This window comes from Oxalobacteraceae bacterium OTU3CAMAD1 (genome assembly GCA_024123915.1).
In the GTDB taxonomy this organism is placed as follows: Bacteria; Pseudomonadota; Gammaproteobacteria; order Burkholderiales; family Burkholderiaceae_D; genus Rugamonas.
The window spans coordinates 1-14,625 of record CP099650.1 but is presented as its reverse complement, the minus strand read 5'-3'; the positions used below and the strand labels follow the sequence as shown (position 1 = coordinate 14,625).

The following is a 14,625-nucleotide window of genomic DNA, read 5'->3' as shown; positions in this document are numbered from 1 at the left end:
AGTCTCGTTGGGGTTAGTCGGTTGCGAGACTAAAAACAACGCTCATAGGACTGCTGCCGGTGTGACTCTGGTAGCGCACCTTACCTTGATAGACGAACGGCGCGCCTTTGCCGTTTTCCATTTTAGACTCGCGCACAAACAAATGAATCGCGACGCCATTTTTCTCGTGCTCGACAATATCTTTCCCTTTCTTGCTGGTTGGAGATGTCGAGTTCTGGCTTTGCCAATGAAACGTTTTGTCATCGATCCAATGGTCCAGGTAGCGGTGATCTTTGGCTTTGCCCTGCTTGTTGATCGTGACCAAAAGCACTACCGCATTCTGGTTACTTAGTGATACGTGGCCGGCATTCCAATTCCCGATGCTGTACGTCGCGCCGAAGAGCGGCGCGATGTCCTCGCGCAGAAACGGTCGACCGATTGCGAGGTCCAGCGGATCGATGACGGATTTGAGGCGCGCGAGGGTATGCATTCCTTCGGTTGTATCCATGTCCTGATAGTTAGGATTGCTGGCGCGGAGAACATATCCTCCATCTGGCGACTTCAACACCGTCCGCAGAAGATATTGGAATCCATCGCCAGACTCGTCCTGACGTTCGATAGCCATTACTGTGCCGGTAATGGAGCCGGCGCTAGTCGGCGTGATATGCTCAAGTAGCAAATAATCGCCGTCCTGAATCGGATGCCTCCCACCGTTCATGGAATTGCCGGATGCGCGCGCGATGAAGTGTCGCTGCGGATCTAGACGACCGTACTTGGCCCCGAGGCGACGATACTCTTCCGCGTCTACCGTGCCTGTCTTGAAGTGGCCACATGCGATTTTCAAATTCGGGAAATACGGCAAGTCGGTGCCGTTGCGAGTCTTAGCGGTTCTATCAAACGGAAATACGTTGTCCGTCAAGTCAGTACCTGCACGCCTGATTTGATACGCGGCAAGGCGATAGTCGATTATCTCCTGGACCATCTGTTCAAATTTCTTTTGACGGGCGTCTGCCGGTGCGAAGTTTGCTTCAAACAGACCGTCCTGCAACTGGAAATAGGTGTTTTTACGAGCGGAGCTAGTGGCGCCAACCCAGGCGTTCACTGGGTTAGCCGCCCAATACCGCCGCCAGTTATCGCTAGTCCCATCCGCTAGCTTGCGTTGAGCCTCCGGAAGATCCGCGAGTAAAGCCCGTCGACGCTGGAGAACTTGCCACGATCGATCAGCGAGTGTGCCGACAGTTGGTGGATGTTCCCATCCGCCTAGCTCCTGAAATGCCTCAAGCAAGACCATCTTAAAGCTCTTCGTCATAGCCGTCGTCTCGACTTCGCGTAAGAAGCCGCGATGTTTGTCCGCGATTTCTTGCTCTTCTATATCAAGGTCATCCATCGCCTGGACCAGGGCAAACCAATCGCCGTAGTCATTGCGCATGGACAGCATGCTGGCACCAGACCGATAGAGCTCCGCAAGCGTTGGCCGCCTGCCCAGGCTGTCCTTCAGTGCCACATACTCGTTTTTGATGCCGTCGCTGTCCAGGGACTTGAGGAAATCGATCAACTGTAAGTCGTAATTGACGAAACAGCCGTCGGGCAAGTTGAGCGTCCTTGCTTCAACCTTGCGTGCGAAATTTGCCAGTTTTTTATAGCTGGCGTCAATGTTGAATAGAGATTGGGGCTTGTGCAGGAAGCTTTTGTGATTGCCGATGAAGTCCAGTATGACCAGGCGCGTCTTGCCTTCGCTCATGCGTAATCCTCGTCCCAACTGCTGCAAGAAGAGAATTTTCGATTCGGTGGGACGCAACATCATGACCGTGTCGATGGCGGGTAAGTCCACACCTTCGCTAAAGAGGTCGACCGAAAATATGATCGCGAGGCGGCCGTCACGCAATCGCTCAAGCGCGTCAGCTCGACTCAGCATGGAACCGGCGTACACGGCTGCGCAAGCGATGCCGCCTTTGTCAAATTGTGCAGACATGAATTCTGCATGCGCGATCGACACGCAAAATGCCAAAGTGCGTTGTTGCTTCCGGAGTTGCCATTCAGCTAGCGCATGTCGTGCTCGCGCCAATGTCGCCAGTTTATTGGAGAGCTGTTCGGGATCGAAACGCCCACTGCGCCACGGTATCTCGGTGTAGTCGACGGAGCTGTCGAAGATGCCATAGTAGTGAAACGGGACTAGAAGCTTGGACGTGATGCCTGCAAACAGTCCTCGCGTGTAAACGAGATTGTCATCGCATAGCGAAAGGATGTCGGATTGGTCCGATCTGTCCGGCGTTGCTGTCAGTCCCAACAGGAAGCGTGGTGAAAAATATGCAAGTAGCCGCCGATATGTGGCTGCCGCAGCGTGATGGAATTCATCTACCACGATGTAGTCAAAATGCTCTGGCGAGAATCGTTCGAGATGTTCCTCTCGGCCTAGCGTTTGGATTGAAGCGCACAGTACTTCGGCTTCTGTATCGCGTGTCTGCCCTGCATAAAAGCCGACGCGTGCACTTGGCCGTATCCTCAAGAAGGTCTCCGCTGCTTGATTCAAAATCTCCTCCCGATGCGCGACAAATAATACTCGTCGTGCGCCGAGTTGTTTCGCATCGAAAGCTGCTAACCAAGTTTTTCCGAGGCCCGTGGCAAGCACGACCAAGCCTCGACGAAAACCTTCGTCACGTGTCTCGCGCAACGCAAACAATGCCTCGTTTTGTACGCTGGACGGGACTGGCGGGGGATCTTGCTCAAGGCTGCCCGGTGCAACCGTCATCGGTAATGGAACGCGCCGGGCCTCGTAGTGATCAATCCAGGTATCGGTCAGAGGAATGCAGCGAGGGTGGGCGAACAGCTCCTCAAATTGTGAGCGCGCTTCGAGGAACCCGTCGTCGCCGGGGTAATCGATACGGTAATTCCATTCGAGACCATTTTTCAGTGCTTGGCGACTGATGTTGCTGGACCCAATGAATGCGGTTCCGCTCAAGCCATTCCCACCGCTGTGTTGAGCGAATAGATACGCTTTTAGATGGAAGCTGCTGCCGGCGGATTCGTAGACTTTAACGTGTGCGCCTTGTGCTTGGAGTAGCATCAGCAGGCGAAGCGCCTCGGGGTCAGTGACATCAAGGTAATCGCTGGTCAGTACGCGCACTCGCGCCGGTTGTCGCTTCAGTTCAATGTCACCTTTGAGCGTGCTGTGTAGGTCTGGGAGCAGTAGGCGCAGTCCGGTCGTCTTGATGAAAGCAACGGCGAGATCAACGTCTGACGCTAGATTAATAGCAGCGCAAAGGTGTGGGAGGAATGGATCTTGGCCTCCGGTGATGAGATGCTCTTTTGGTGCGCTTGTTCGAAGGACGAGCGCATTCAACCATTGCTCGGTGCGGCCTGGTCGCTGGTCTGTAGACAACCAGCACTCGACGCTGTGGACGTTATCCAGCGCGGCGAGCCATTCCTGTAGTTGCAACTCGTCGACGTCAGTAAAGTGACGTCCATCTTGAACACGTTCGGCCGTTCCTAGTTTGAAACTTAGGTAAAAGGCACCACCCGGTTTTAGCGCACGCCAAAGGCATTGCAACGCTTTAGGTACTTCTGCCTGCGGAACGTGAAGCAAGCTGGCGCACGCCCAGATACCGTCGTACATCGCTTGCTCTTTAATATCCAGGAAGCTCCGCACCTGTATGGAGATGCCAGTATGCTTCTTGGCGAGAATAACAAGTTCTTCCGACGCATCGAATGCGGTAACACGATAACCTCGACCCAAAAAAGCTTTGGTATCGCGCCCAGAGCCACATCCGGCGTCCAAGATGTTTCCCCCTGTGCTCACTTCCGACAAGAAACGATCATGCAGGACGGACATGTCTACATCTACGGTATTGCTGAAAAAACTGCTTGCGTTTTGGTTGTAGTAAGTAAGTGTTGACGTCATTAGTTGGGCCGATGCTTTTTTTGTAAGATTACTTGACTCGCCTTGAATGAAGGCCGTCTTTTAATGAATTGATGGCGTTCCGAACTATGTCTTGTTGAGCACCGCTATTAGTATCAAATTTTCACGGTTAAGCAAACTGATTTTTGACTACATCTTCGAAAAACTGTTCGCAAAATTATATTCATCATGCAGAAAAGATCCCATTCCATAATGCTCTCTTCGATTATTAGAGATTACAACGCCGAAGCGGCAAGGGCCCGCCACCTGTATTAGATCCTAAACGCCAAAAATATGCCAATTTTTAGATTGGATATTTTCAGAACAAGATGATAGAAAGCTGAGAGTTTTTCTACTGCCTTATATGGGACTTGGAGTATATGGATCCATAAATTGGCACGCTATACGATTTGCGTCCCAGGGTGCTGCAAAAAATCCGGAAGCCTGGCGCATGGTTACCCATTTTCTGGCAATGCGATCAGATTTGAATTCTTACTTGGCCATCGACGCGGAAATGACATATATTCATATAGTGCATAGAAAGAGGACCAAGTCCGCTTCCAAAGGGCAGGAGACAAGACGAAAGTCGTCGTCAGATTAGCGAGGAGCTCACACTTGAAATCGTGGCCGCCAACACTTTGCATTAGGTTGGCCGCCGACAATAATTTGACTTTACTTTCACCGCTAAGGACTCATGCCCAATCCGTCGACCACCTTGCGTGATACCCGCATAGTAGATGCCTTGCTCGATGCCTTACCCGGAAATCGTAGACCCAATGACTTGGCCCACGGATGGCGCATCATGCGCCCCGACGGACACATTGCGTCTGCCTACGTCTCAGATAATGCGCCGGGCAATGCGGTTGAATTCGCGTTGAACCCTGATAGGCTAGTAGACATTCGATCAGAGCGCCTAAGCATATTACGCTGGTTACAGTACCACCGGCAGCTCTACGGTGCGCGCGAATTCAAAATCCACCAACGCGGTGAGCCCGTCAACTGGTTTCGCATTGGTTTTGCTACACTCGAAGAGGCGTTGAGCTTCCTACAGAAATTCAAGATCGAGCGGCAGCGATTCGAGTTACGTAATCGGTGGCAAGTACCCGAAGGAACTGTCGTTTCGGTAGTCGAAGCGCCAGCCGCTGCAGCTAACCGCTCCAACGAAGAGTTAGCACTGGTGAGCATTCCTTTTTTGATAACACACGTATTGGCACAGCGCGACGAGGTGATGACAACGATGACCTACGAGGACTTGGCCGAGCAACTCAATCGTCGCGACATGCACGGCGATCCGATGGCGCTAGGGATGGGTGATGTCTTGGGCAGGGCTATGATGCACATCGATCGTGCCGCCGAGTTGCTGCATGAAAATGTACCGTATCTGACCACCATTGTGGTCGACAAGTCCGGCCCTGATCGCGGCCTGCCGGGGGTAGGCATAGGTGGCCGTTGGCCGAATTACCCAACTTTGTCTCGGAGAGAAAAAGCCGATCAGGTTGAATTGGAATATTTAAGCATCATGCGCTTTGGCCGGCACTGGCTAGACGTGCAATCGGTTTTGCAACTGCCCGGTGAGCCGCCTCAACTAAATGTTCCTGGAGCTGCCGGCGGCGGCCGTGCAGGCGGCGAGTCGCCACAGCATCTCGCGCTCAAGGAATTCATTGCGGCGCAGCCTGCCCTGGTAGGGGCCCCGCTAGACGCCAAGGTGTTCTGCGAATATGGACTGCGTTCCGGCGATGCGATTGATGTACTTTTCCAATCAGCGAAAGAATGGGTCGGTGTGGAAGTAAAAGCGTCGACTTCGGAAGGCAATCTCCGCGACTACGAACGTGGCCTCTATCAGTTCGTGAAATACAAGGCCGTGTTGGAGGCCCAGGCGCGGATTGATCACCCAGTGAGACCACCCAAGGTGCGGGTTCTGCTGGCGCTGGAATTGGCGCTACCACTTGAGCTATATCCAGTGGCTCAAGCCCTGGCTGTGGACTTACTTGAAAATGTTGGAGAACGGCCGGAGTTCGCGATTGCGAAAAATAAGCGTCGGTCGGTGTAGCCGCAAAGCCTGTTCTTAGCCAAATCGGCCAATTTAGGCTACACCAGATGTAGGTGCCTTGATGAGTGAAAAAATGCTCAAGAACATTTCAGCAAGCACCGTAAAACGAGAACATTTCCGTCATGTGGCCACATTGTCATCGTGACCCAGAGAGTAGCGCAGTTAGTAAAACGGCAGCTACAGGAGGCGGGACTGCATTACCAATCATTTCCCGCAACGCGGTAATTTTCCCTGCCGGGTTGAAATCGAAATAATCAGGGAAACCTTGTATTCGAGCTGCTTCATGCGGCGTTATCATCCTTCGTTGTGTCGGATGAACAAAGCGTCCCTGTCCCATCGAACCAAATCCGCTAGTTATCGTTTGGGCCGGTTTACTGTGGTTCAAGCGGCCGTACATAGATACGTAACTATGTTCCTTGTCTCTATGACATGGCGGACGGTGCTCGTTCGGAAGATCAAAAACATCAGCGTCAAATAAGTAATTAATTCGACGAATATTATCTGGCGAAATCTTCGATCGCTTGGTAATTAACAGATCTTTGTCTTCAGCTTCATTTTCCAAATCACTAATGAAATCCCAAAGCTGCACATCGTCAGAGCGTGTCTCTAGCTTTGATAGCCGATCTATCATTTCCATTTTGGAAAGCGTACGGGACGCGAGCATGATGTGCCGCTTGCGTGTCTGAGGTAACCCAAAATTTTGTGCATTCGCCACGATCTCAAGCACAGCGTAACCGGAATTTATTAAAAGCTGTTGAGCTGAACTTACTACATTGTGCTCTGCATGAATTACTGTTGGAACGTTCTCAATTAAAACTATCTCAGGACGTAGATGCAGTGCGAAGGCGACAGGAATGGTATATAGCAGGTTGCGGGGGTCGTCACGCCTACTTGAATTATTCAAATCCGAGTGTCCTTGACAAGGAGGGCCTGCAACAATTACATTCACTTGACCCAAATTCTCGGCAAGTTCAATCCCTGTGGGCGACAATGCAGCGGAACCTGGATTGACAACTAATGTCGATAAATCGGCAGTTGTGCTGTAATCAAGGACGTGCGAAAAGTTGTGTTTATAGACTTCCAAAGCCTCGGACCAGACATCGGCCGCAAGGCAAACCTTAAGCTGTCTGTTCAATTGCTCACAGGCGATAAATGCTCCCAGTGTGAGCCCACCACATCCAGAAAATAAATCGACCACACGCAATTCTGGGGCCGCAGGTTGGAAAGCCGGCCACGACTTGGTCCTATTATATTGAATCCAATAATCTGAAGCGGCTGTGGCGTTTTTCACTCTAACAGTATTGCTAATTGACATTGCAATCAAGTTCTTCCATTGCCAGGATATATTCAGCCATATGCTTTCGCGGCTATAAATGCTTCAAAATCAATAATTACCTTGCTCAAAATAATTTGAATTTTTTTGTGCAAGGTTCTTAAATCAGCAGCTGAGTATGCTCGTCCGCAATCGCCGAAAGACTTGTTACCATGGGCGAGATCATTTCGCTCACCTTTGACCTTTAATAGGGCGTCATCGACATACCTATGTCTTGACGTTACTCCAAGTTCGGTCATCGTGTCGCGTATTACCTTGCAGTCGATGTTTCCAGAGAACACATCTGATCGTTCAAAGCAAGCAATCGCCAATCCAAGGTTCGACTCAGTCATCTTTTTAACTAATTTTACTGGACTTCTTCGTTTGCTATAACCTAGAACAATCGATTTCATTTTTTCGTTTAGATTGGTGAAATCGACATTATGCGTTTTTAAATGATCAAAAACGTCTTGCATCAAATTGGTCATAGTGGATTCGACGGCGTTATACAACATCACCAACACACCTGACTTCATTGTGTTCATTAGCGAAGCAGATATTCCGATTTCGCCTTCCAATCCTTCCAAGTGCAAGAGAAATTCCTCTATTTCTTTATCGCGTCTCTCGAACTCGGTTTGCGCATTTAGCATTAGGCCTCCAGCAAACGATCTCTCACATACTCAATTCGTCCGCGTAACTTGGGCAAAGAGTTACTTGCGTCAGATGCGACATGTGTATTAAACGCTTCTGAACTTATCCATTGGTTAACATCGACTTGTGGCGAAACGAGCGCAGGATTAATTCGTTGAGCAAGTGTGACCCCGCAAGCTAGTGCTTCAAACCGAACACGGGCAACGGTCGTAGCACCGGGATTTTTCCGAAAACCATATGGGAAATTATTCCTAACAAAAGCCATCATTCCGTTAAATTCCGCCAACATACGTTCACGTGGGAATTCGTGTTGATTTTCCTTGAGATACTTATCTAGGAACTTCCGCACATCGTGCTTAAAGTTCAAATAGGTATCAGAGTATGCGAAGTATCGCAAAACCAGCTCTTCCGCTTCTTCTCGCCGTTGTTTTGAAAATGAAATTGGGCAGATTTCTTTAAAATCTTCGCGGGCAGCACACTCTCTTATAAATTCATAAAACGCACCTGTATAAATTCCTTTGCGCTTTTCCATATCTCGCAACTCATCGCTACCTGTATTTATGCGTTCAAATATGTCGCGGCGAATAGCTTCATCTGCCTTGTCCGATAGTTCGATAACTCGAATGCCTTGACGTTTGATCTTTCGTTGCCGTGAAAGGGTGAGATCGGAAAATTTGAATCCGTTTAGCTTGTTAAGTTTTTCTAGGCCGACCAAAGGGAATTTGTCGTGCAAGAAGCCTGCAAGCGTCCGAACTCGCTGCGAACCATCGACTATTTCAGCCCGGCCTTCGTCGTCAGCGATTTCTCGAGGAAGTGTCGCTATAAAGATGTAAGGGATGGGCAGTTCAAGGATAATGGATTCAATAAATTTGCTTTTACGTTCTGGCGACCAAACGAACGCTCGCTGGTAGGCTGGAATGAAAATTTCATTTTCGTCCTCGGGCTCACCCTCAAAATATTTCTGCACGAGAACTTCTGTAGTAAATTCTTTTGTTTGGTAATCTACGTCCAGCTTCTTATCTCTAATTTGCTGCTCGGCATCAATGCTGCTCGCAGAATCCTCTAGTACTTTCGCTTTTTTGCTCATGCCGGTCTCTTGGTTTGGGTTTGTTCCAGCTAAGAACACTCGAAGCATCGACAATTTAGATGCCTAAAAAGTTAGGAGGCAGCCAAAACAAGAAACTTGTCAGGTCGCCTCCCAATCATCTCTACGAGTAACTCATTGCAATCGAGGTGCAGTGAAAAAAGATTGTCACGACCCCATTCCTGCGATTTTATGATATCCAAATTGCCAGCATTTGGATCCACCTACAGCAATTAAACGTCAATATTCCCCGCCCGCAGCGCATTATTCTCAATAAACGCCCGACGCGGCTCCACATCATCCCCCATCAGCGTAGTAAAGATCTGATCCGCAGCAATCGCGTCCTCGATCTGCACCTTCAGCAAGCGCCGCACGGTCGGATCCATGGTGGTCTCCCACAGCTGATCCGGATTCATCTCACCCAGACCTTTGTAGCGCTGCTTCGACACCACCCGTTCCGCCTCGTCGCGCAGCCACTGCATCGCGTGGTGGAAGTCGACCACGGCCGATTCCTTCGTCCGCTCGCCTTCGCCACGGCTGACGATCGCGCCTTCGCCGATCAAGCCCTTGAACGTGGCCGCCGCGCTGGCCAGCACGTTGTAGTCCGCGCCCTGCACGAAGTCGGCGTCGATCGAGCTGACCTTCACGTTACCGTGATGCATGCGCTCGATGCGCAGCGCGTGCTTTTCCGACAGCTCGTCCGAAATCACCGTAACCTTGACGGCGATATCGTTGATCTCCTTCGACAGCGCGGCCGCCGACACCTCGGCCAGCTCCTGCGTGCTCAGATCCAGCGTCACGCCGGTCATGATGGCGGTCAGCGCGGCGCGGTCGATCACGCGCGTCAGGCGCATCATGATGACGTTGGCCAGGTTGAACTGGCGCACCAGCTCGGCCAGCGGTTCGCCGACGATCGGGTCCGCACCCTCGCGCGGCGTCAGCACGGCCGTGTTGAGGGCCACGTTCATCATGTAGGTCGCTTCCTCGGCGTCATCCTTCAGATAACGCTCGTCGCGGCCGGCCTTGACCTTGTACAGCGGCGGTTGCGCGATGTAGATGTGGCCGCGTTCGACCAGTTGCGGCATCTGGCGGTAGAACAAGGTCAGCAGCAGCGTGCGGATGTGGGCGCCGTCGACGTCCGCATCGGTCATGATGATGATGCGGTGGTAGCGCAGCTTCTCGACGTTGAATTCGTCCGGGCCGATCGAGGTGCCGAGCGTGGCGATCAGCGTGGTGATCTGTTCCGACGACAGCATCTTTTCAAAGCGCGCCTTTTCCACGTTCAAGACCTTACCGCGCAGCGGCAAAATCGCCTGGAATTTGCGGTCGCGGCCCTGCTTGGCGGAGCCGCCTGCGGAGTCACCCTCGACGATGTACAGTTCGCACAGGGCAGGGTCTTTTTCCTGGCAGTCGGCCAGCTTGGCCGACAGGCCCAGACCGTCCATGATGCCTTTGCGGCGGGTCAGGTCGCGGGCCTTGCGGGCCGCTTCGCGCGCGCGCGCCGCTTCGACGATCTTGCCGCAGATGATTTTGGCGTCGTTCGGTTTTTCCTGCAGGTAGTCGGCCAGGGTCTTGGCGACGATCTCTTCGACCGGGCCGCGCACTTCCGACGACACCAGCTTGTCCTTGGTCTGCGACGAGAATTTCGGCTCGGGCACCTTGACCGATAGCACGCAGGTCAGGCCTTCGCGCATGTCGTCGCCGGTGATTTCAACCTTGGCTTTCTTGGCGAATTCCTGCTCGTCGATGTATTTGTTGATGACGCGGGTCATCGCTGCGCGCAGGCCGGTCAGGTGGGTGCCGCCGTCGCGCTGCGGGATGTTGTTGGTGAAGCACAGCACCTGCTCGTTGTAGGCGTCGTTCCATTGCATCGAGACGTCGACCGAGATGTTGGTGTTCTGGTCCGACATGCGTTCGCCGGTGGCCTGGAACACGGTCGGGTGCAGCACCGTCTTGGCTTTGTTGATGTATTCGACGAAGCCGCGCGTGCCGCCTTCGAAGGCGAAGATTTCTTCCTTGCCGCTGCGTTGGTCGGTCAGCTTGATGTTGACGCCGTTATTCAGGAACGACAGCTCGCGGATGCGCTTGGCCAGGATTTCGTAGTGGAATTCAACGTGGTTGAAGATGGTTTCGTCGGCCCAGAAGTGGACGTCGGTGCCGCGCTTGTCGGTGTCGCCGATGACCTTGATCGGCGAGACGGCCACGCCGTCCACCATTTCCAGTTCGCGGTTTTGCGGCACGCCGCGGACGAATTCCATGTAGTGCACTTTGCCGTTGCGGCGGATGGTCAGCTTGAGCAGCTTCGACAGCGCGTTGACGCACGATACGCCCACGCCGTGCAAACCGCCCGAGACCTTGTACGAGTTCTGGTCGAACTTGCCGCCGGCGTGCAGTTCGGTCATGACGATTTCGGCGGCCGAGCGCTTCGGCTCGTGCTTGTCGTCCATCTTCAGGCCGGTCGGCACGCCGCGGCCGTTGTCGGTGATCGAGATCGAGTTGTCCGAGTGGATGGTGACGTGGATTTCCGTGCAGTGCCCGGCCAGCGATTCGTCGATCGAGTTGTCCAGCACTTCGAACACCAGGTGGTGCAGGCCCGTGCCGTCCGAGGTGTCGCCGATGTACATGCCGGGACGTTTGCGTACTGCTTCCAGACCTTCGAGGATCTGGATCGATGCTGCGCCGTATTCTTCGGTCGGTACCACTGGGGCTGGATTCTCTGCTGGGATGGCGGACATGGACTGCTTTCTCTGTTTATCTGTTGCTGGTGTTGATTGGGGCCTGCTGGTTTGGCCGATTACGCGCTTCGCGCTAATCCGCCCTACGTGGATCCATGGTCGTTTGGCCGCAGCATCCGCCGCAAGCCGTCCCGATCATGTTCCGGGTCGTTTGGCCGCGGCATCCGCCGCAAGCCGTACCGATCATGTTCCGGGTCGTTTGGCCGCGGTATCCGCCGCGCGCCCCGATCGGGTTCCGGATGTCGCCGCCGATGGATTGCGGCAGCGTTGTCTGGAGACACGTAGGGCGGATTAGCCGAAGGCGTAATCGGCCAACGCTTAGATCCGCATCGGCATAACGACGTACTTGAAATCGGTGTTATCCGGGATCGAGATCAGCGCCGACGAGTTCGAATCGCCCAGGGCGACGTTGATCTGGTCGCACTTGAGGTTGTTGAGCACGTCGAGCAAATAGGTGACGTTGAAGCCGATGTCGACGCTATCGCCGCCGTAGTCGATCTCCAGTTCCTCGACCGCTTCTTCCTGGTCGGCGTTGGTCGAGCTGATCTTCATGCTGCCCGGCGTGATGATGCAGCGCACGCCTTTGAACTTGTCACTGGTCATGATGGCGGCGCGTTGCAGCGAACGCAGCAGCTCATCGCGGCCAATCGTGAATTCGTTCTTGTAGCCCTTCGGGATCACGCGCGTGTAGTCGGGGAACTTGCCCTCGACCAGCTTCGAGATCAGCTCGATGTCGGCGAAGGTCAGCTTGACCTGGTTGGCGGCGATGTCCAGTTGAACGGTCTCGTCGTTTTCTTCCAGCAGGCGCTGCAGTTCGATGATGGTCTTGCGCGGGATGATCACTTCCTGGCGCTCGAACGATTGCTCGGTCTCGACCTGGCAGAACGCCAGGCGGTGGCCGTCGGTGGCCACGGCGATGACGTTGTTGCCGTCCAGGACCAGCAGCAGGCCGTTCAGGTAGTAGCGGATGTCCTGCTGCGCCATCGAGAAGTGCACCATGTTGAACAGGTGCTTCAGGGTCTTTTGCGGCAGGGTCACGCTGGCGCTGTAGCTGTCGGCTTGCTGGACGGTCGGGAATTCCTCGGCGGCCAGGGTTTGCAGCGCGAAGCGCGATTTGCCCGTTTGCACGGTCAGGCGCTTGTTCAGCAAGGTCATCGTGACGTCGCCCGATTCCGGCAGCGCGCGCAGGATGTCGAGCAGCTTGCGCGCGGCGACGGTGGTGCCGGCCACTTCGGCGCCGGAGCCGATCTGGGCGTTCGTGGTGATCTGCACTTCGGTGTCGGTCGACAGGAAGGATACGTTTTCGCCGTCTTTGCGGATGAGGATATTGGCCAGAATCGGCATAGTGTGCCGACGCTCGACAATACCACTCACGATCTGCAGTGGCCGGAGAAGGGTATCTCGGGTGGTTTTGACCAATTGCATAGATTATCCTCAGTAGTAAAGATTAACGATATTTCAAGATTAACTTGTGTGCAGCTCTGCAGTTCGACCAATCATAATGGCAAAACTAGCGTCCCGCTAGCCCTTCAGCGTTTGTTCCAGCACGTGCAGTTCGTGGTTGCATTCCGGGTTCTTGGTGCGGTCCAAAGCGATCTTGCGCACCGCGTGCAGCACCGTGGTGTGATCGCGTCCGCCGAACAGTTCGCCGATCTCCGGCAAGCTCTTTTGCGTCAGTTCCTTGGCCAGGTACATGGCGATCTGGCGCGGCCGGGCGATGTTGGCCGGACGGCGCTTGGAATACATGTCGGCGACCTTGATGTTGAAGAAGTCGGCCACGGTCTTCTGGATGTTTTCCACCGAGATCTGGCGGTTCTGCACCGACAGCAAGTCCTTCAGCGCTTCCTTGACGATGTCGATCGTGATGTCCTTGCCGTGGAAGCGCGAGTACGCCAGGATCTTGCGCAGCGCGCCTTCCAGCTCGCGCACGTTCGAGCGCAAGTGCTTGGCGACGAAGAAGGCGACGTCATCCGAGAAGGTGACGCCTTCCTGCTTGGCCTTCTTCAACAGAATGGCGACCCGCATTTCCAGCTCCGGCGGTTCGATCGCGACCGTGAGGCCCGAGTCGAAGCGCGAGATCAGGCGGTCGTCCATGCCGGTGATTTCCTTCGGATACGTGTCCGAGGTGATGATGATCTGCTTCTTGGCGGCGATCAGCGCTTCAAACGCGTAGAAGAATTCTTCCTGCGTGCGGCTTTTGCCTCCGAAGAATTGAATATCATCGATCAACAGCATGTCGAGCGAGTGATAGTAATGCTTGAAATCGTCGAAGCCCTTGCGCTGGTAGGCGGTCACCACGTCGCGCACGTACTGCTCGGCGTGGATGTAGCGGATCTTGGCGCCCGGCTGGTCGGCCATCACCTGGTTGCCGATGGCGTGGATCAAGTGGGTCTTACCCAGGCCGACGCCGCCGTAGAAGAACAGCGGGTTGTACGACACGCCCGGGTTGTTGGCGACCTGGATGGCGGCGGCGCGCGCCAGCTGGTTGGCCTTACCGGTCACAAAACTGTCGAAGGTCAGATCGGTGTTGATGCGGCTCTGCTCGCGGCGCGGCGCGGCCGAAGCCGGCAGCTCGGGCACCGACGGCACCGGATCGGAATTGCGCGGGTGGTTGTTCGGGTTGCCGTCGTTGTAGTCCGGCGCCGGCACCACGGTGGCCGGCTTGCGCGGCATCGACAGGCGCGGATCGAGCACGAACTGCACCTCGGTCGGCGCTTCCCAGTACTGGCTGGCCAGCGCGGTGATGCGGCTGGCGAACTGCGACTTGACCCAGTCCAGCTTGAAGCGGTTCGGTGCGGCCACACGCAACTTGCCCGCCTCGTAATCGAGTGGGATGAGCGGTTTTATCCACGCGCTAAATTGTTGCGGCGTCAGTTCCAACTCCAACTGTGCGGAGCAGGTCTGCCAGAAATTTTCCAT

At 54.1% G+C, this 14,625-nt stretch carries 8 protein-coding genes; 1 reads left to right on the top strand and 7 read right to left on the bottom strand.

Annotation, left to right across the window (positions count from 1 at the left end):
* Positions 1-13: 13 nt before the first annotated feature.
* A complete protein-coding gene (locus NHH88_00040; GenBank protein ID USX14223.1) occupies positions 14-3,808 on the bottom strand; it encodes a DUF3427 domain-containing protein in 3,795 nt (1,264 codons plus the stop codon).
* Between the two features lie 760 nt (positions 3,809-4,568).
* Between NHH88_00040 and NHH88_00035 the strand changes: the two genes are divergently transcribed.
* Positions 4,569-5,924, top strand: a complete 1,356-nt coding sequence (locus tag NHH88_00035; protein USX14222.1) for a hypothetical protein — start codon at positions 4,569-4,571, stop codon at positions 5,922-5,924.
* A gap of 136 nt (positions 5,925-6,060) precedes the next feature.
* Here NHH88_00035 and NHH88_00030 read toward each other — a convergent pair whose 3' ends face one another.
* From NHH88_00030 to dnaA, 6 genes are all read right to left on the bottom strand, one after another.
* On the bottom strand, positions 6,061-7,239 hold the full coding sequence (locus NHH88_00030; protein ID USX14221.1) for a DNA cytosine methyltransferase: 1,179 nt from the start codon (positions 7,237-7,239) through the stop codon (positions 6,061-6,063).
* Positions 7,240-7,271: 32 nt separating this feature from the next.
* Positions 7,272-7,886, bottom strand: a complete 615-nt coding sequence (locus tag NHH88_00025) for an MAE_28990/MAE_18760 family HEPN-like nuclease (GenBank protein ID USX14220.1) — start codon at positions 7,884-7,886, stop codon at positions 7,272-7,274.
* Positions 7,886-8,974 (bottom strand): DUF262 domain-containing protein, encoded by a 1,089-nt coding sequence (locus tag NHH88_00020; GenBank protein USX14219.1) that lies wholly within the window; start codon positions 8,972-8,974, stop codon positions 7,886-7,888. The genes NHH88_00025 and NHH88_00020 overlap by 1 nt, the downstream gene beginning before the upstream one ends.
* 230 nt (positions 8,975-9,204) lie before the next feature.
* Positions 9,205-11,706, bottom strand: a complete 2,502-nt coding sequence (gene gyrB, locus NHH88_00015; protein ID USX14218.1) for a DNA topoisomerase (ATP-hydrolyzing) subunit B — start codon at positions 11,704-11,706, stop codon at positions 9,205-9,207.
* Positions 11,707-12,024: 318 nt separating this feature from the next.
* A complete protein-coding gene (dnaN, locus tag NHH88_00010; GenBank protein ID USX14217.1) occupies positions 12,025-13,131 on the bottom strand; it encodes a DNA polymerase III subunit beta in 1,107 nt (368 codons plus the stop codon).
* Between the two features lie 96 nt (positions 13,132-13,227).
* Entirely contained in the window at positions 13,228-14,625 is a 1,398-nt protein-coding gene (dnaA, locus tag NHH88_00005) for a chromosomal replication initiator protein DnaA (GenBank protein USX14216.1), read from the bottom strand.

Coding starts and splice junctions, on each gene's coding strand:
- NHH88_00040 (USX14223.1), bottom strand. CDS start 3,808: ATGTCCGTCCTGCATGATCGTTTCTTGTCGGAAGTGAGCACAGGGGGA.
- NHH88_00035 (USX14222.1), top strand. CDS start 4,569: ATGCCCAATCCGTCGACCACCTTGCGTGATACCCGCATAGTAGATGCC.
- NHH88_00030 (USX14221.1), bottom strand. CDS start 7,239: ATGTCAATTAGCAATACTGTTAGAGTGAAAAACGCCACAGCCGCTTCA.
- NHH88_00025 (USX14220.1), bottom strand. CDS start 7,886: ATGCTAAATGCGCAAACCGAGTTCGAGAGACGCGATAAAGAAATAGAG.
- NHH88_00020 (USX14219.1), bottom strand. CDS start 8,974: ATGAGCAAAAAAGCGAAAGTACTAGAGGATTCTGCGAGCAGCATTGAT.
- gyrB (USX14218.1), bottom strand. CDS start 11,706: ATGTCCGCCATCCCAGCAGAGAATCCAGCCCCAGTGGTACCGACCGAA.
- dnaN (USX14217.1), bottom strand. CDS start 13,131: ATGCAATTGGTCAAAACCACCCGAGATACCCTTCTCCGGCCACTGCAG.
- dnaA (USX14216.1), bottom strand. CDS start 14,625: ATGGAAAATTTCTGGCAGACCTGCTCCGCACAGTTGGAGTTGGAACTG.